Origin of the sequence: Gelidibacter japonicus (assembly GCF_010725055.1) — a bacterium.
Taxonomy (GTDB): domain Bacteria; phylum Bacteroidota; class Bacteroidia; order Flavobacteriales; family Flavobacteriaceae; genus Gelidibacter; species Gelidibacter japonicus.
On sequence record NZ_BJKB01000004.1, the window covers coordinates 176318 to 194297 of the forward strand.

The 17980-nt window shown below is 37.4% G+C and carries 15 protein-coding genes and 1 pseudogene; 6 read left to right on the plus strand and 10 right to left on the minus strand.

Annotated elements, in window-relative coordinates; all coding sequences use genetic code 11:
• Positions 1–195: 195 nt before the first annotated feature.
• From G6N06_RS06205 to G6N06_RS06225, 5 genes are all read left to right on the plus strand, one after another.
• Positions 196–1461, plus strand: coding sequence for a PSP1 domain-containing protein (locus tag G6N06_RS06205; RefSeq protein ID WP_163515198.1), 1266 nt, complete (start codon positions 196–198; stop codon positions 1459–1461).
• Entirely contained in the window at positions 1451–1939 is a 489-nt protein-coding gene (locus G6N06_RS06210; RefSeq protein WP_163515199.1) for a gliding motility lipoprotein GldH, read from the plus strand. Before G6N06_RS06205 ends, G6N06_RS06210 begins: the two co-directional genes overlap by 11 nt.
• Before the next feature lie 8 nt (positions 1940–1947).
• Entirely contained in the window at positions 1948–4266 is a 2319-nt protein-coding gene (locus G6N06_RS06215) for a penicillin-binding protein 1A (RefSeq protein ID WP_163515200.1), read from the plus strand.
• Between the two features lie 206 nt (positions 4267–4472).
• Entirely contained in the window at positions 4473–5174 is a 702-nt protein-coding gene (locus G6N06_RS06220) for a CoA transferase subunit A (protein WP_163515201.1), read from the plus strand.
• A gap of 129 nt (positions 5175–5303) precedes the next feature.
• Positions 5304–5957, plus strand: a complete 654-nt coding sequence (locus tag G6N06_RS06225; RefSeq protein WP_163515202.1) for a 3-oxoacid CoA-transferase subunit B — start codon at positions 5304–5306, stop codon at positions 5955–5957.
• A gap of 832 nt (positions 5958–6789) precedes the next feature.
• Here the strand turns inward: G6N06_RS06225 and G6N06_RS06230 are convergent.
• Both G6N06_RS06230 and G6N06_RS06235 read right to left on the minus strand, forming a co-directional pair.
• The gene (locus tag G6N06_RS06230) at positions 6790–7500 is read right to left on the minus strand and encodes a 3'-5' exonuclease (RefSeq protein WP_163515282.1); all 711 of its coding nucleotides are present in this window, start codon (positions 7498–7500) and stop codon (positions 6790–6792) included.
• 64 nt (positions 7501–7564) lie between these two features.
• Positions 7565–8725: a serine hydrolase domain-containing protein gene (locus G6N06_RS06235; RefSeq protein WP_163515203.1), complete on the minus strand. Its 1161-nt coding sequence runs from the start codon at positions 8723–8725 to the stop codon at positions 7565–7567.
• 495 nt (positions 8726–9220) lie between these two features.
• Here G6N06_RS06235 and G6N06_RS06240 point away from each other — a divergent pair, with 495 nt between their 5' ends.
• Positions 9221–11701, plus strand: coding sequence for a hypothetical protein (locus tag G6N06_RS06240; protein WP_163515204.1), 2481 nt, complete (start codon positions 9221–9223; stop codon positions 11699–11701).
• A gap of 206 nt (positions 11702–11907) precedes the next feature.
• Here G6N06_RS06240 and G6N06_RS06245 read toward each other — a convergent pair whose 3' ends face one another.
• From G6N06_RS06245 to G6N06_RS06275, 8 genes and pseudogenes are all read right to left on the minus strand, one after another.
• Complete coding sequence (locus tag G6N06_RS06245; protein WP_163515205.1) at positions 11908–12381, minus strand: methylated-DNA--[protein]-cysteine S-methyltransferase; 474 nt, start codon at positions 12379–12381, stop codon at positions 11908–11910.
• Between the two features lie 47 nt (positions 12382–12428).
• Positions 12429–13493: a CNNM domain-containing protein gene (locus G6N06_RS06250; RefSeq protein WP_163515206.1), complete on the minus strand. Its 1065-nt coding sequence runs from the start codon at positions 13491–13493 to the stop codon at positions 12429–12431.
• 82 nt (positions 13494–13575) lie between these two features.
• Positions 13576–13983 carry an Lrp/AsnC family transcriptional regulator gene (locus G6N06_RS06255; RefSeq protein ID WP_262890102.1) on the minus strand — a complete coding sequence of 136 codons (408 nt, stop codon included), beginning with the start codon at positions 13981–13983 and terminating at the stop codon, positions 13576–13578.
• 154 nt (positions 13984–14137) lie between these two features.
• Positions 14138–15130 carry a porphobilinogen synthase gene (hemB, locus tag G6N06_RS06260; protein ID WP_163515207.1) on the minus strand — a complete coding sequence of 331 codons (993 nt, stop codon included), beginning with the start codon at positions 15128–15130 and terminating at the stop codon, positions 14138–14140.
• A 55-nt stretch (positions 15131–15185) separates the two neighbouring features.
• Positions 15186–16094: an oxygen-dependent coproporphyrinogen oxidase gene (gene hemF / locus G6N06_RS19835; RefSeq protein WP_240337995.1), complete on the minus strand. Its 909-nt coding sequence runs from the start codon at positions 16092–16094 to the stop codon at positions 15186–15188.
• 222 nt (positions 16095–16316) lie between these two features.
• Positions 16317–16664: pseudogene (locus G6N06_RS20110) on the minus strand (transposase); the annotation flags it as partial.
• 8 nt (positions 16665–16672) lie between these two features.
• The gene (locus G6N06_RS06270; RefSeq protein WP_163515209.1) at positions 16673–17227 is read right to left on the minus strand and encodes a GNAT family N-acetyltransferase; all 555 of its coding nucleotides are present in this window, start codon (positions 17225–17227) and stop codon (positions 16673–16675) included.
• Positions 17217–17978 carry an EI24 domain-containing protein gene (locus G6N06_RS06275; protein ID WP_163515210.1) on the minus strand — a complete coding sequence of 254 codons (762 nt, stop codon included), beginning with the start codon at positions 17976–17978 and terminating at the stop codon, positions 17217–17219. The genes G6N06_RS06270 and G6N06_RS06275 overlap by 11 nt, the downstream gene beginning before the upstream one ends.
• Positions 17979–17980: the final 2 nt, after the last annotated feature.

The following is a 17980-nucleotide window of genomic DNA, read 5'->3' on the forward strand; positions in this document are numbered from 1 at the left end:
AAAGACGGTTATAATTTTTTAATGGTTTTCAATCAGTAACATGATCTTCAATTACATAACTGAAATAAATAATCTTATCTTTACGTTTTAAAATACGATGGCTTGGCAATTTCATAAAAATAAGATTTTTTGGTGTCCAAAGTCATAATTTATTAATCCTCATTCGTTACCAAACGAATTATATATATACATAACATGAGTTGTAACAGTTGCTCAACCGGAAAAGGTGGACAACCAAAAGGATGCAAGAACAATGGTACCTGTGGCACAGATAGCTGCAATAAATTAACTGTTTTTGATTGGTTGGCCAACATGTCTCTCCCGGAAGGCCAAGAGCCTTTTATTGGTGTTGAAGTGCGTTTTAAAAATGGACGTAAAGAATATTTTAGGAATACGGAAAATTTAAGTTTAAGCATAGGTGATGTTGTTGCCACCCAGGCCCAATCTGGCCATGATATTGGTATGGTCACTCTTACCGGAGAATTGGTAAGGATCCAAATGAAACGGAAAAACATTAAAATTGACGACGAAGAAAAGGTTTTGAAAATCTACCGAAAAGCATCCCAACGGGATATTGATGTATGGTCTGATGCACGCGATAAGGAAGAGCCTATGAAAGTCAAAGCGCGTCAATTTGCCATTGATTTGAATTTGCAGATGAAAATCTCTGATATTGAATATCAGGGAGATGCCAGTAAAGCCACGTTTTATTATACTGCTGAGGAACGTGTAGATTTTAGGGAGTTAATAAAGTTGTTTGCCAAAGAATTCCGTACCCGAATTGAAATGAAACAGGTGGGCTTCCGTCAAGAAGCTGCACGTCTTGGTGGTATTGGGTCGTGCGGACGCGAATTATGTTGTTCTACATGGTTGACTGATTTTAGATCAGTGAGCACCTCAGCGGCACGTTATCAGCAATTGTCCTTGAATCCGTTAAAATTAGCAGGCCAATGTGGTAAATTGAAATGTTGTCTCAACTATGAGCTGGACTCCTATATGGATGCACTAAAAGACTTTCCTAAAATGGATGTCAAACTTTATACTGAAAAAGGGACTGCAATTTGCCAAAAAACTGATATTTTTAGAGGGTTCATGTGGTATGCTTATGAGGGCGAATGGATGAATTGGCACAAATTGACCACCGAACAGGCCAACGAAATTATTGCCTTAAATAAGAAAAGAGAAAAAGTAGCAAGCTTAGAAGAATACGCTTCCGAATTGATTGAAGACGTAAAGTCTGATTTTGGAAATGTAGTTGGACAAGATAGTTTGACTCGCTTTGATGCACCAAGACGCAATAAGAGTAAACGCAGAAATCCGAAAAGAAAACCTAAAAGGGCAGAAGTGCAAAAGCAGGGTGGCGAAGCCAAAAAACCGCAAAATAAATCGACTCAAAAAACCGGTCAGAAGAAACGCAGAAAACCAAACCCTAATAAATCCAATCCGAACGATGCCAAATAAATTTTCTTGGATACTTTTAACGGCCGTACTTTTGGTGTACAGTTGTGATTCCAATCAAATTTTTGACCAATATAAATCGGTGCCCAATCAATGGAACAAGGATAGCCTAATTTCCTTTCAGGTGACACCTCCAGATTCGACAAGGCTTTACAACTTATTCATCAACATCAGAAATACCAACGACTATAAATTCAGTAATTTATTTTTGATTACTGAAATAAATTTTCCACATGGAAAAACCATTAAGGATACTTTGGAATATCAAATGGCAAAACCTGACGGAACACTTATGGGATCAGGATTTACAGACATTAAGGAAAATAAATTATGGTTTAGGGAAGCCGTTAAATTTGATGAGGTTGGAGAATATACCATAACCATTCAGCACGCCATGCGTAATAATGGCGAGGTTAACGGCGTTGATAACTTAGAAGGTATTACAGATGTGGGCTTCAGAATTGAACCTGCGACAAATTAATTTAGATTATGGCAAAAAAGAAAGCTGACACCCAAGATTTTTCCAAATATATCAGATGGTTTTGGTTGACCATTGTAGGAGGCGTATTATTAGTTGTTTTTGTTTTTTTATTGGCTTCATGGGGTGTTTTTGGTGAAATGCCAGATCATACGCGATTGGAAAATCCGACGACCAATTTGGCTACTGAAATTATTTCTTCAGATGGCGAATTAATTGCAAAAATATATCATAATGATAACCGTACTCCAGTAGAATACTCAGACTTGCCCCAGCATTTGGTCGAGGCGTTAATTGCTACTGAAGATGTGAGATATAGAGAGCATTCCGGAATTGATGCTAGAGGCACGTTAAGGGCTATATTTACCTTAGGAAAGGGCGGTGGTGCCAGTACGATTTCCCAGCAATTGGCAAAACAATTATTTCATGGCGAAGGCTCAAAGGACATTTTGGGTAGAATTACCCAAAAAGTTAAGGAATGGATCATTGCCATCCGTTTGGAACGCCAATACACCAAAGAGGAAATAATTGCCATGTACTTCAATATCTATGATTTTGGAAATAATGCTGCCGGGATTCGTAGTGCGGCCAGAATTTATTTTGGGAAAGAGCCTGTGAATTTGGATATTAAGGAATCGGCCATGTTGGTTGGGATGTTTAAAAACTCATCACTTTATAATCCAAGGCCAGCTTGGAATCCTGTAGGTACCAAGAATCGTAGAAATGTGGTGCTTTATCAAATGGAGAAGTACGGTTTTATCGATGAAACCGCAAAAGATTCGCTAAGCAAGTTAGATCTAAGCTTGCGTTATTCGCCAGAATCGCATCGTGAAGGTTTGGCCACCTATTTCAGGGCTTATCTTACTGAGTTTATGAAAGATTGGATCAAAAACAATCCAAAGCCCGATGGTACCGGACGTTATAGTTTGTATGATGACGGACTGAAAATCTATACCACCATTGATTCCCGTATGCAGCAATATGCAGAGGATGCTGTCCACGAACATATGGCTCGTTTACAAGCCGAATTTTTTCATCAAAATACTCCTGATCGAAACAAAACGGCACCATTTTTAGATTTAAAACCAGATGAAATCTCAAGTCTTCTCAACAGAAGTATGCGTCAATCTGAGCGTTGGCGAAAAATGAAAGCTAACGGCAAGAGTGAAAAGGAAATTTTGGCATCATTTGATGTGCCCACACCAATGACCGTGTTCTCATGGAAAGGCGAGATCGATACGATTATGAAACCCGCAGATTCCATGCGTTATTATAAATCATTCCTACATGCTGGTATGATGTCCATGGAACCCCAAACCGGTCACGTAAAAGCTTGGGTGGGCGGTATTAATTACAGACATTTTCAATATGATCATGTAAAACAAGGAAAACGTCAAGTTGGATCTACCTTTAAGCCTTTTGTTTATGCTACGGCCATTGACCAATTGCATTTGTCGCCTTGTGACACGTTTCCAAATACAAAAATAACTATTGAAGCCGGCAAATATGGCAATCCGTTGCCATGGAGCCCTGATAACTCTGATAGAAAGTATGGTGGATTCAGAACTTTAAAAAACGCCTTGGCTAACTCAATCAATACCATAACCGCACGACTTATGGATAAGGTGGGTCCACAACCTGTAATTGATATGGCAAAAAACTTGGGAATTGAATCCGAAATCCCCCCAGTTCCTGCCATTGGATTGGGAACACCAGATTTGAGTGTTTATGAAATGGTAGCCGCTTATGCCACATTTGCCAATAAGGGCGTCTATACTAAGCCGGTGATGGTGATGCGTATAGAAGATAAAAATGGCACCGTCCTCTACCAATTTACTCCAGAAACAAAAGATGTGCTGAGTGAAGAGGTGGCTTATGTGACCACTAACCTTCTGGAAGGAGTCACCCAATCTGGCTCAGGAGCTCGTTTAAGAACAGTAGGTGCTGAGAAATGGAACCCTGTGTACAAAGAAATCATGACAGGCTATCCTTATGCGTTTACAAACCCTATTGCCGGAAAGACTGGAACCACCCAAAACCAAAGTGACGGATGGTTTATTGGGATGGTACCCAACTTGGTCACAGGCGTTTGGGTTGGAGGCGAGGAACGTGCCACCCGTTTTAGAAGTCTTGCCTACGGACAAGGGGCCTCGATGGCCTTGCCGATTTGGGGGCTTTATATGAAAAAATGTTATGCCGATAAAAATCTTGATGTGTCCACGGGCGAATTTGAACGTCCTGAAAATCTTTCCATAAATGTAGATTGCAGTAAGAAGGCTGATGACACGTCATCTGATGCTGACGGCATTGATGATCGTCTGGATTTTTAAAACCTTCATGTCATCATATTACAAAATAAAAAACGGTAAGTCTTTCTTGCCGTTTTTTTTGTATGTGTCAGAATAGACAAGGCTTACTAAATCAATGACAATTCCCTAAAGGTAAATGATTTTGAATAGTCACACCTTGAACCCTCTCAAATCATTTTAGATTGACTATTTAATTTCGTAATTTTAAAACTACAAAAATAAGACTCATGATTAATAAAAAAGTAGCAAACGTTACGGAAGCCATGCAAGGGGTTAAAGACGGTATGACCCTTATGGTGGGTGGTTTCGGGCTTTGTGGAATTCCTGAAAATGCCATTAATAACCTCGTGAAAATGAATGTGAAGGGACTCACTTGTATTTCCAATAATGCTGGGGTGGATGATTTTGGTTTGGGTTTGTTATTGCATAAGCGCCAGATTAAAAAAATGATTTCTTCTTATGTGGGCGAAAACGACGAGTTTGAACGGCAAATGCTCAGCGGAGAACTAGAAGTGGAGTTGGTGCCACAAGGCACACTTGTGGAGCGATGTAGAGCGGCGCAATCTGGCTTCCCCGCCTTTTTTACCCCTGCCGGATATGGAACCGAGGTAGCAGAAGGAAAGGAAATCCGCGAGTTTAACGGAAAAATGTATGTTTTAGAAAAAGCATTTGAGGCAGATTTTGCATTCGTCAAAGCGTGGAAAGGAGATGCCGCTGGCAATTTAATATTTAAAGGGACCGCCAGAAATTTTAATCCCTCCATGTGTGGCTCCGCTAAAATCACAGTTGCTGAGGTTGAAGAATTGGTTCCTGTTGGAAGTTTGGATCCCAATCAAATCCATATTCCGGGAATATTTGTCCAACGTATTTTTCAAGGTGAAAAATATGAAAAGCGAATTGAACAATTAACGGTTAGAAAGAGGGTATAAGTAAAATTGTTAAGATTTTATCATTCATAAAATATAGCTTTGAATTGAAAAACGAAGAAATATTGCAATAAATTCATGATTCCCTCCCGATAGTTATCGGGATCGCGGGAATGAAATAACTTTAAAAAAATGTTAGACAAAATAGGAATTGCAAAGCGCATAGCGCAAGAAGTTCAAGATGGGTATTATGTCAACTTAGGCATAGGCATCCCAACTTTGGTTGCCAATTATGTAAGAGACAATATAGAAGTTGAATTCCAAAGTGAAAATGGCGTTTTAGGCATGGGGCCTTTCCCTTATGAAGGAGAAGAAGATGCAGATCTCATCAACGCAGGTAAACAAACCATCACTACCTTGCCTGGAGCCAGCTTTTTTGACTCCTCATTGAGCTTCTCAATGATTAGGGGACAACATGTGGATTTGACGATATTAGGCGCTATGGAGGTGTCTGAAGAAGGTGATATTGCCAATTGGAAGATTCCGGGTAAAATGGTGAAAGGCATGGGAGGTGCCATGGATTTGGTTGCCAGTGCCAAAAACATCATTGTCGCCATGATGCATACCAATAAAGCAGGGGAATCCAAATTATTGAAAAAATGTAGCTTACCACTTACGGGTGTGGGATGTGTAAAAAAGATCGTGACCAATTTGGCTGTTTTGGAGGTTACTGAAGATGGATTTAAACTGTTGGAACGCGCTCCGGGAATATCCGTTGAAGATATCAAAAAGGCTACCGAAGGCAAATTGATTGTAGAAGGAGAGATTCCCGAGATGGTCTTATAGAAGATAGACTACATTTAGGATTTTCAGCCACGACTACACGAATTCAATCATTATTGGAACTTGTGTACTAGTGGTTTTTTTTATTTTCATAATTGACATTTGATCAAGTAGTTAGGTAGAGATTTTATAAAAAAAGGAATTTTTGGGTGCTCTGGGTAGTGTGGTTTAAAGATGTATTGATCAACCATAAGAATCATCAGTTTACGGACATTAATACTTGTAAGATTATTCTTAGTAACTATGGTTAAATGTTAAATAAAAATGTATTTCATCGAATAATTATGATTTTAAACTGATTTATTCAAAAAAAGTTACATATTTACAAAACCTAATTAAAACAAACCAATTAACCGAATTTACCATAAACCTAACTTATGATTAGCCCCAAATCTACCATAATTTTTGACTTATGAATACCGCTCCAAATCTACCAAAACCTACATTATCTGAAAGCAAATTATTTGAGACCTTTCAAAAAACATTAAAATTACTTAAAGGTATTTTAATGCTCACAAAAAAGATATTCATGCTTTAACCCAAGCCCCAGGGGCAAAGCATGAATTTTTTGTGAGGAATTTCACACCCTTAGGCTCCAAAGTTATTTTGTGGATCTCACGCAGATCATGGTATTAAGAGATGACAGAATATTTCCCCACAATTTTGCGAGAGAAATTTGCTACATCCTCTTTAAATTCTTTTTTAAATGTTTGCTACGAAAAGTTTTTTAGCATCTTAAAATTTGAGCAAATGCTCAAGAGGAATTACAGCATCAATTGACGATTATTATTAGAATACGGTTCTGCGAGAATGAGCCACTTTTACGGGAGACTATTCAAATATGTTTAATCTCACTGTTATCCAAAATTGAATCTCCACGCAATCTTAAGAAGATTTGTGCCACTGCAATCGTATCTTTTTCGCAATAGACAACGATTCGGTCAATATCATTATCCTCATAATATACTCTTCGTACTTCACTTCCATCTATATCATCCTTAGGTGAGGGAATCCCGAGCACGTTGGTCAATAATTTTAATGAGGTATAGTTTTTATAATCGCCAAATTTCCATAAATCCATGGTATCCAAATGCGGAACTTCCCATGGTTTTTTACCAAAGAGATTCAATTTATAGGGCAATTCGATATTGTGAATGATCATACGCCTTGCGATATATGGAAAATCAAATTCCTTCCCATTATGGGCGCACAATAAATGTTTGGCTTGACTAAAATGAGAAATGACTAAATGTTTAAAATCCTTGAGAATTTTGGTCTCATCACCATAAAATGAGGTTACTCTAAATGTCCTGATATCGCCTTGAAATTTAAAATATCCTACTGAAATACATATAATTTTTCCAAACTCGGCCCAAATGCCTGCACGTTCATAAAAATCTTCCGCAGAAATATCTGCTCTTTGGTATTTGGATTTGAGTTCCCAAAGGTCTTGTTTGATTTTGTCTAAATCTGAGAAATGACGGGTTTCTGGAACCGTTTCAATATCCAGGAATAAGATGTCTTCGAGATTGAGTTTGCTGATCATCATCCCTTCCCGCGAAGGCGGGAATCTTTTTAATTAATATGCTTTTTATATTCGTTGTGTCTCTCTAATCTTGGTCCATCATCGCATAAGCCTCATCAATATACGCATAAATATCGTCCGTAAACGGTGGGCCGTCATAATCAACCTTAAGAGACCTATGCCCCAAACGCACGATAATTACGTTATCATCAGGCTGGACGATGACATACTGACCTAAATGACCACGCATCATAAAAAAGTCTCTTCCATGATAATTTTGAATCAGCCACCATCCGTAACCGTACTCTGGGCCATCTGAAAAACGAGGTTTGATGGATTTGGCAACAAAGGCAGAATCTAAAATCTGTTTGCCATTCCATCTTCCGTGATCTTTGAATAGTTTTCCATAGCGTGCAAAATCCTTGGCATTGCTGGTAATACAGCAATAGGCTTTGACCAAATCATGAGCTTCACTGTCCACTTGCCAAAGGGTTGAATTCTCTGAACCCAAAGGTTTCCAGAAAGACTCAGATAAATAATCGTACATTTTTTTGCCTGTTGCCTTTTCAATCACCATGGCCAATAATTGAGTATCACCACTGGCATATTTGAATTTTTGTCCGGGTTCATCCTCCATTTTCAATCCTAAAATCACCTTGGCTAAATCGTCATCAAAATATGCCCGTGTGGTAATGGATAATGGCGAGTAGTAAGCTTCATCCCAATTGGTTCCGGAACTCATGGAAGATAGATCACCAACCGTCATTTTTGCGGCTTTTCCTTCGCTAAATTCTGGAAAGAAATCGCCAACCGGTTGGTCCAAGCTCTTTATGTGACCTTGTTCAATGGCTTTTTGCATTAATCCCGAGACGTAACTCTTGGCCATAGAAAAGGAGTTGGTCTTGGAGTTTTCATCAAAGCCGCCATAATAATTTTCAAACCAAATACTATCGTTTTTGATGATGACGTAAGCAATAGTTCCCAAATTAGTATTGATTTTTTGGAGTGCTTCTGTTTCTTTGACAGAATTGTATGCAGCATGATTTGGCCAGGGTTGAGGTGTGCCATTTGCCACTTCTTCATTATCAAACTCTTTATAGTCTTCTAAATAGGCCGTCGTATGACCTTTGAGATAAATGGTTCTCACGGCTTTTAATAAGTAATTAGTGTCAGTGATGTACAAAATCGCTACTATGAGCACAAGTAAGATGATGATCCATTTAAGGAACTTTTTGAGAAATTTCATAAGTTGGTGTTTAGAGGACTAAATATAGGGAATTTGTTTATGATAATTCGATGTGCGATTGATTCATCATTTTAAAAGGTTGGAATGTTATCACACAGGTATATAAATAATGAGAATCTTTAATGGTAGGGCGTTTCGTTAAATTGATAATCTAACAAAAAAGCTTAATTCATTATGTCCTCCTATAATCATATAGCTTCGCACTTCCGCAATTTTCTTGTTCAAGTGCAACTTGTACTGTGTCTTTACATTTTTATTTAAATATCTATTTATTATGATCATCGAATATTATTCACTACTTGACTTAGTAAAATCAAGAGTGTGGTTATAAGGTTATTAGTGTGGAGCGTGCTTATTTTTTTATTTAGAAACTTCTATGTAACCTTTCATTATGGGTGTTTTGTATGGTAGGTTGAAATAAAAATGATGACATTTTTAAAGTTTAGGGATGTTTATATAGCGTTTAGTTAAACAATTTTTAAAACTTTAATTCTTATGGAAACAATTAGGCACATTTCAATTATTATTTTTCTTATCACATTTGTGACGAGCTGTGATAGAGATGACGAACCAAACATTCCGCAAAATAACATTGACGCTCCAACTATAGATGTAAAAGTAATAGTTCCTGATGGCGTCAATTTGGACTTATCCGAAACCAGATTAATCTCTTATTTAGAAGAGTTTACGGTTGATAGTAAAGGAAATTCAAATGTAATTTTAAATAAGGGTGGGCATAGCTTAGCAGTTTTAATGGACAAAAACAGTTCGATTATAATGATGGGAATGATCTCAGATAACAACACTGAAATTTCTATTAAATCTACTGCTGAGGCTTCGCTATATCTTTCTCTAGGAAAAGTTTTATCTCCTTATGTTATTCAAAGGAAATTTTTAGATGAAACTGATCAACTTCCGTTGCACGAAAATTTTCAAAATGAAATGGAGACCTTATTTAAATCGAACACTACTTTTTTTGAATCTCCAGAATTTATGAAGATGCTTAAAAAGCAAACAGATACTATTATAAATAATGGGCAAAAGGTTGAGGTGTACTCACAAAGGTTAGTAATGGATGGAGCAGATATCCGTAGTGGTATCCAGTTAGAAGAAAAATCAGGAACTACTTTTGCAGTTGCAAATCAATACCGCAGAAGGGCACATGGTTTCTTATATAAGACATCAACCGTTGATAAAAATGACAATAAAAATATACTCATTAACGATATTGTTAAAGATAATGTCAATGCAACTCTAGATATTCCTATAACTCCAACCAAAGGCTTTACTTCGGTAACTGGTACCGTTGCAGATGTGGGATCTGATTTCTTTAGAACTGTAACAGATGATATACCTTTAGAACTTGCCGATAATGATAAGGAAACAAATTATAAATTTAGGGTAGTAGGTCCTGCTTTTCAGCTCTTTGGAATCTCTGGAATGACTAAAGCAGAAATAACTAAATATCGAGAATTGATTTTAGAAACGTTGACATTTGAAGTAGGATTACCCATCTTTTTAGCAATCGTTGGTAATATTGAGATCATAGACGAATTGGATGGAAAAAAGTTAAGTAAATATAAAGATGCCCTGTCTTTATTTTTAGAAACCATTCCTTCTGTAGAAGACGCAATTAAACAAGGTGATTTAAAACTGGCAGTTAATGAATTTATGAAGGCATTGTATAATAATACACTGGCCTCAGGCATGCAAAATGTAATAGAGGTACTACATGGCGAATTGGCAGCATTTGCAGCGACCCAGGGTTCAGACTATTTTGTAAACAATTCGCCTGCTGCAGTTGACTTTGCAGATAGGGCCGCAGCGATATTAAAAGTATTTGATGGCATTATGTTAGCAAATGACGTTACGGTTAGGCAGTTCAATGCCTTAAAAAATAGTTCCCATTTAGAAGAATGGAATCTAAAAACCACAAAAAGTAATGTGACTTTAGCTCTTATTGATAAAACTGCCCTCCGTGGTATCAGTGCGAATATGGAGGCCAAAGTAGAAAATTATGAATTGCCAGGAGGAACTTCTTTTGAATACCATTGGTCAACAACCGGAAAATATGGTATATTAAAAGATGATAATGGAAAAGAAGGCAAAACTATTGTAACCAGTCGTGATAAAGTGAAATATGTAGTTACAGCGTCTGATGATGAGATAACCGACGAATCCTATGATGGTCTGTTACTCGAGGTATTTACAAAAAAAGGACCAACGTTAACAAAGATTAATAGTGACAAAGATACTGTTCAGGTAAGAACACATGGTTTAAGATTAAAGCCAGATGGAATAACCATTAGCGGTAATACTAACCTGAAAATGTACGTTAGGTATAACGATGGAAGTAATATTATGGGAGCAAACTCTGACAGTGATTATAGGATAGTATGGACTACTTCAGGAACTAATGGATATTTTAGTGAAAGTGGAAGAAGCACAATTACCACTGTTAATCAAACATCTGTCAATTACAAGTGTACCAACTGGGTAACAGAAAGAAGTTCAGAATCATTTACAGCTCGTGTTTATTCAAAGTTGAAAGGTGAACCAGACAGCAAATACCGTATTCTTGATGAAGTTAAAGCTACAATTACCATCGAAAATGATGATAACAAAAAAATATTCTATGTGCCTGTAATTCTTAAAGAACATTCTTGGTCTAATGGTGATGGATTAAGTTTGGAAAACACCTATGCATTTAAGCCTATTTCTCCTCCAGCAAATAAGGAAATTGTAAACTATAGATTAACAATAATGGAAAATTGGCCAGAACCTATTCCTCGTTGTACAGGTTTAAGTAAAACTTGGTATCCAGGAAATGAAGCGAAGGATTTAGATGAAGATGGAGAATATGCTCTTATTTGTGGTAGTTCTCAGACTACCAATCCAGAGACTATTGCAAGAATTAGAGCAATAAAAAGAAGGGGCTATGCCAAAGTGGTGGTAACTTTTAAACCAAAAAATTGAAACAACCTCTAATGATCCTGTTTTATTCAATTTTACTAAAATTGGTTAACAATGCGACTATGTACAAATAATGTGAAGAGTGGATATTTAAAATTGGCAATAAATTATATAATATCTCTATGTTGATAAACAGAAAGCTGTGATCGCTTTAAAAATACGTTATCATCTGAGTTCGTTGGGTTTCATTAAAATGGAAAGATAAATTCTCAAAATAAACTTTGTTGCTTAAAAGGACTTTCATGTTCTAAGAGCCATTTTTTACGGTACAATCCACCGGCATAACCGGTCAAACTTCCATCACTTCCAATGACGCGATGGCATGGCACCACAATCCATAAAGGATTTTTACCGTTGGCATTGGCGACCGCTCTTATAGCTTTGACATCTCCCAATTGCTGAGCTAGTTCTAAATAAGAACAGGTTTTTCCGTAGGGAATGGTTTGAAGTGCGTCCCATACCTTTTTCTGAAAGTCTGTACCTTGAGGATTTAGAGCAAGATAGAACTGTGTACGTTTGCCTTCAAAATACTCATTGAGTTGATGGACGCAATCTTCAAGTTCAATGGGAATAATATCCGTCACTTTTTCTTCGGAATTCAAAATGGAAATAGCGCTAATACCGTCTTCATCACCACTAATTTTGGTGAATCCCAAAGGCGATTTGATGATGCAAGTTTCCATTGATGATCATTTTTGGCGTTGTCATTTATAAAATTGGGCTCATCTTCTTAGTTGTCCTGAATTATTCCCAAGCGTTTAGCACGAGCTTCCCAGCTTTTTCTGGCCTGTTTCTGAAGGTCTGCAACATTGTCACTTTCATCCATGATTTCAAGCCCCAATAAGGTTTCAATGACATCTTCCATAGTAACCAATCCAGTTACGGTGCCGTATTCATCCACTACCAAAGCCATGTGGTTTTTACTTTCTACTAATTTTTCGAATAGGATCGGGATAGGCAAATTACGCTCAATAATGATGATTTCCCGTCGGATGTCCGCCAGAATTTTATCGTCGTTATCAAGGGCCATCTCTCTATAAATTTCATCTTTGAGCACCAATCCTGTGATATTATCCGGATTTTCAGAATAAATTGGTATCCGTGAAACGCGAAGCTCTTGATTCTCATCAAAAAAGGTTTTTACAGAGGTCTTTTCATCCTCGGAAACCATCATGGTCCGTGGTGTCATGATGTCCTTTGCTAGAATCTTTTTAAAGTTGATGAGGTTTTTAATGATTTTGCTTTCTGACTCCTTAAACACTCCTTCCTCATGGGCAATGTCTGCCATGGCTAAGAAGCTGTCCCGACTTACAGTACTGACATGGGCATTTTTTCCACCAATCAATTTTGTGGTCAATTGCAAGAGCCATAAAATACCTGTGTATTTTAAAGGAAAGATCAAAACATTGAGGGCTTTGGAAGTGAAATTTGCTAAGTTTTTCCAATAAGTAGCTCCAATGGTTTTTGGAATGATTTCAGAGAGAACTAAAATGAGTAAGGTCATAAGTGCAGACACAATCATGATCGAGTTGTCGCCATTTCCAAATACTTTTTCGGCCTGGACACCTACTAGAATGGCTCCCACAGTATGTGCTATCGTGTTAAGTGTTAAAATAGCTATGAGTGGCTGATCGACATCCTTCTTTAATGCCTCCAAAGTAATTGCATACTTCTTGCCTTCTTTCTTCTTTATATTTATGAAAGTGGGAGTTACGCTTAATAAAACCGCTTCTAATATAGAACAGAGGAAGGAAAAGAAAATAGAAATAAATGCATAGAGGAGTAATAAGGTCATTGATTTGAGTGTTTCTTGCTAATTTAAGCATATTCTTAGTTTCTAAATTTAAGTTTTTAAGAAAACAATTAAAAACTAGCACTTAACTTTCTAAAATAATGCTGGTGGTAGGCACTCCATATTGCGAAATGCGCTCAATAAAAGTGATCAAATCTTGATTGTTCTTAAAATAACCAAGAATGCATAAACTATCTTCTCCGGTTACCCGATCGCAACGCTGTACCTCTTCTTGATGGAAAATTTGGTTGTAGGCTGTTCTTAGAGTACTTGATTGGTGGATTTTTAAATTGATATAAGCTTTGGTGGTCACCCCAAGTCTCTCATGATTGAGCTTTAGTGAATATCCTAAAATAATTCCTTTTTCCTCCAATTGCTTCACCCGTTTACCTACAGCGGGTGCAGAAAGTTCCACTTTTTTGCCAATAGTGGCAAACGATTCGCGAGCGTTTCGGCGAAGCATTTGCAGGATTTTTTTATCTATACTATCCATTTGAATCAAAAAAAAATAATGTGATTATATGTTTAATCGAAATTAAATATATAAAAATATTTTTGATTGATAATATAACTGTGTTCTTTAATGCGATTCAATAAAAAGGAATCAAAAAGTCATAAAAAATAAAATAGTTACAAAACAGTCTTTTTTATCTATTCAAAAGTCGGACGACATCCTTCGCAAAGTATGAGGCAATCACGTCGGCTCCAGCGCGTTTTATGGCAGTAATTTGTTCCATCATCACGGCGTCATGGTTTAACCAACCCTTTTCAGCTGCTGCTTTCAACATGGCATATTCTCCAGAAACTTGATACACTGCAACCGGAACATCTACGGCGTTTTTGATTTCGCGTACAATATCCAAATAGCACAATCCAGGTTTGATCATGACCATATCCGCCCCTTCATCTATATCCATTTCAGTTTCCCTGAGCGCTTCAATACGGTTACCGTAATCCATTTGATAGGTAGCTTTGTCTTTGGGTATATTTTTCATATCCACTGGCGCAGAATCCAAGGCATCTCGGAAAGGCCCGTAAAATGCAGAGGCATATTTAGCCGAATAGCTCATAATACCAGTGTCAGTAAAACCTTCATCTTCCAAAGCCTCGCGAATTGCTAAAATCCGACCGTCCATCATATCGCTTGGAGCTACAAAATCGGCACCAGCCTGAGCATGGGATACGCTCATTTCAGCTAAGAGATCTACAGATTCATCGTTTAAGATCATGCCATTCTGTACGATGCCGTCATGTCCATAAGCGGAATACGGATCAAAGGCAACATCAGTCATGACCAACATATCTGGACAGGCATTTTTAACTGTTTTAATGGCGCGTTGCATCAATCCGTTAGCGTTGATAGCTTCTTTGCCTTTATTGTCCTTTAAATTATCAGGAACTTTCACAAAAAGCAAAACCGATTTTAAGCCCATGTTCCATAATTCTTTCACTTCCTTTTCTAATAGATCCAAACTATAGCGGAAGTAATTTGGCATGGAAGTGATTTCTTCTTTGACATTCTTGCCTTCTACGACAAAAAGCGGCACTAAAAAATCGTTGGGTGAAATGATCGTCTCTCTTACCATTGAACGAATGGCTTCGTTAGCTCTTAATCTTCTATTTCTTCTTAATGGGTACATAGATTTATTATTAATTTTGCAGAATTTGGTCTGCAGTTGTTAATTATATTCTTTGTTATTGTGACATCCAATCTACAGGATGTTTTAATACTTCTAATAATCGGTCTTCTTCGCTTCCCTTTTCGGGATGATGATCGTACACCCATTGCACATGCGGTGGCAGACTCATCAAGATACTTTCAATGCGACCGTTGGTTTTCAATCCAAATAAAGTGCCTTTGTCGTGCACCAAATTGAATTCGACATAGCGGCCACGGCGGATTTCTTGCCACTTGCGATGCTCATCGGTATAAGTCAAGTCCTTTCGTTTTTCTACAATGGGCACATAACCCTCCAGAAAACTATCACCAACGTCGGTTACAAAATTGTACCAATCGTCCATAGACATGTCTTCATTGGATTTGCAATAGTCAAAAAACAAACCACCAACGCCACGGGCTTCATTGCGGTGTGAATTCCAAAAATACTCGTCGCATCTCTTTTTGTAAAGCTCATAAAAATCAGGATGATGCTTATCGCATGCCAATCTACAGATCTGATGAAAATGGATGGCATCTTCGTCAAACAAATAGTAAGGCGTCAAATCCTGTCCGCCTCCAAACCATGAATCGACGATATTCCCCTGTTGATCATACATTTCAAAATAGCGCCAATTGGCATGGACGGTCGGTACCATTGGGTTTGTTGGATGGAGCACCAAACTCAAACCACAAGCAAAGAAATTGGCATCTTTAACGCCAAAATACTGCTGCATGCTTTCTGGTAATTCGCCATGAACGGCGGAAATATTGACACCTCCTTTTTCAAAAACTTTACCGTTCTCAATCACTCGTGTGCGTCCGCCGCCACCTTCCGGACGTTCCCAAAGGTCTTCCTGAAACTTGGCTATGCCATCTATAGCTTCAAGTTTTGAAGTGATGGTGTCTTGGAGATTGAGAATGTAATTGTAGAATTTGTTTTTGATGGAAAGACCTGTCAGGTTTTTAAAACCTGACAGGTCTGAACTTTGAAGTTTTGTATGATTATGCACAAAAGTAAAATTCTCTAAATCGGCGAATAAATTTATGACGTAGTTTTTTTTGTTTGAAATAAGGCTTTTTTCATCTTGAATGAAATGATTGAAGGATGAAAATGGATACTCCCAAAAATTCTGTACCACTCCATGATTTTCTGGGTTTTTATGGATATATAATATGAGGCTTTTTAGATACTCTTCATCTTTTATAGCCATTCTTTTGAACGATCTTTCAAATAGAGTTCCTGTTCTTGAATTTTGCTTATTAAATGCTTTTGAATAGGCGTTGAATAAGTTTGAAAAAGCTTGTGAAGCCTCCTTTTCATCTGAAATTATTTGAACTGCCATATGAAAATGATTATTCATTAAGCAATAGCAAAGAACCTCCACTTTTGACGCTAAATGTTTGTCAATTAATTTGAGGAAATATTGCATATTATCTTCATTTTTAAAAAGAAGCTCACTGTTTATACCTCGATTAAAAATGTGATAATAATGTCCTTTTTTTAGTGTTTCCATTTTAGTTTTTAGATCTTATCAGACCTGACAGGTCTCGAAAATTCAAAAAGTTCCATATCCAAAGGTGTTTCATTCAAAGGTTTGAACTCATCTTTTAAAGTGCCTTGCCATTTAAAACCCGAGCGTAAAGCCGTATTCACGCTGGACAAATTGGTTTTGTGTGCAAGGATTTGAAAAGTTTCCAATCCCAAGGTTTCAATGGCATAGTTGGAGGTTGCCTTAATAGCTTTACTCATCAAAGCTTTGCCTTTAAAGCGTTTGCCAATGCAATAAGCGAATTCACCTTGTTTAATTTCCCAATCCAAATTCTTTAAAATGATCATTCCAATGATATCATTACTGTTCTTATCGTGAATGATAAATACAAATTCTTTTCGATGTTTAGCAGACTTAATTTTTCGTTTGATATAGGTCCGAGTACTATCTAAGGTGGTGTTTTCTTCCAAGGTTTTTGGAAGAAACCGGATAAATCGTTCAGTATTGGAAACCAGTAATTTATTCAGCTGTAGGGCATCCTTGGGCTGTAATAAAGAAATACTGATATCGTCTGAACTATAAATCATCTGATTTTAATCTGTTTTGTGCTTTAAGTAGGGCCACGGTTTCTGTTGATGCTGCCGTAACTGAAAGGGGCAGCACAAAAATAATTCCGATAACCGGTATCAATAAAAACAACATAAAAACAATTCCGTTTCCAATGGCCAGTCCGCGATGCTGTTTTACAAATTTAATGCTTTCACCATATTTAAAATGCCGTTCTAAGGTATAGTCCATATTGCCAAAGCCCGCATAATAAGCTTGAACCAAGAAAAGCAAAACGGTAGAAATGATGCCAATTATTGGAATAAATCCGATCAGCAGTATGGGGATAGTCAATAACAATTCCATCAATAAATTTCGGACATTTATACGGATCCCGCGCCATAACTGTTCAGAAAATGAGGTGTTTCTATGTTGATGTCGTTCGACTCCCAACAAATGAGCTTCAATTTTTTCGGATACCGGACTCATAAAAGGCGCTGATAAAGCCATGACAATGTGCTTATAGAGGATAAAGCCCAATACGAGAATTAAAATGCCGCTTAAAATTTCGCTGATAAGGAAAAAGGTTTCACTTCCCCATTCCCAAACCCAAAGTTTAGAAATATAAAAAGCGAAATTATCTGAAAAAGCATAGGCAGAAATTATAATCGTCGATGCCACCAAAAAACTGATCAGCATAGGAATTCCGAAAAACCTCCAAAGTCCGAGTTTGGAAATCAATTTAAAAGTTCCTGCGTAGGCTTTAATGCCTTTAAAAATGTTGCCAATCATAG

Coding starts and splice junctions, on each gene's coding strand:
- G6N06_RS06210 (WP_163515199.1), top strand. CDS start 1,451: ATGCCAAATAAATTTTCTTGGATACTTTTAACGGCCGTACTTTTGGTG.
- G6N06_RS06240 (WP_163515204.1), top strand. CDS start 9,221: ATGGAAACAATTAGGCACATTTCAATTATTATTTTTCTTATCACATTT.
- G6N06_RS06220 (WP_163515201.1), top strand. CDS start 4,473: ATGATTAATAAAAAAGTAGCAAACGTTACGGAAGCCATGCAAGGGGTT.
- G6N06_RS06225 (WP_163515202.1), top strand. CDS start 5,304: ATGTTAGACAAAATAGGAATTGCAAAGCGCATAGCGCAAGAAGTTCAA.
- G6N06_RS06270 (WP_163515209.1), bottom strand. CDS start 17,227: ATGATTTATAGTTCAGACGATATCAGTATTTCTTTATTACAGCCCAAG.
- G6N06_RS06215 (WP_163515200.1), top strand. CDS start 1,948: ATGGCAAAAAAGAAAGCTGACACCCAAGATTTTTCCAAATATATCAGA.
- G6N06_RS06205 (WP_163515198.1), top strand. CDS start 196: ATGAGTTGTAACAGTTGCTCAACCGGAAAAGGTGGACAACCAAAAGGA.
- G6N06_RS06235 (WP_163515203.1), bottom strand. CDS start 8,725: ATGAAATTTCTCAAAAAGTTCCTTAAATGGATCATCATCTTACTTGTG.
- G6N06_RS06250 (WP_163515206.1), bottom strand. CDS start 13,493: ATGACCTTATTACTCCTCTATGCATTTATTTCTATTTTCTTTTCCTTC.
- hemB (WP_163515207.1), bottom strand. CDS start 15,130: ATGTACCCATTAAGAAGAAATAGAAGATTAAGAGCTAACGAAGCCATT.
- G6N06_RS06245 (WP_163515205.1), bottom strand. CDS start 12,381: ATGGAAACTTGCATCATCAAATCGCCTTTGGGATTCACCAAAATTAGT.
- G6N06_RS06275 (WP_163515210.1), bottom strand. CDS start 17,978: ATGATTGGCAACATTTTTAAAGGCATTAAAGCCTACGCAGGAACTTTT.
- G6N06_RS06255 (WP_262890102.1), bottom strand. CDS start 13,983: ATGGATAGTATAGATAAAAAAATCCTGCAAATGCTTCGCCGAAACGCT.
- G6N06_RS06230 (WP_163515282.1), bottom strand. CDS start 7,500: ATGATCAGCAAACTCAATCTCGAAGACATCTTATTCCTGGATATTGAA.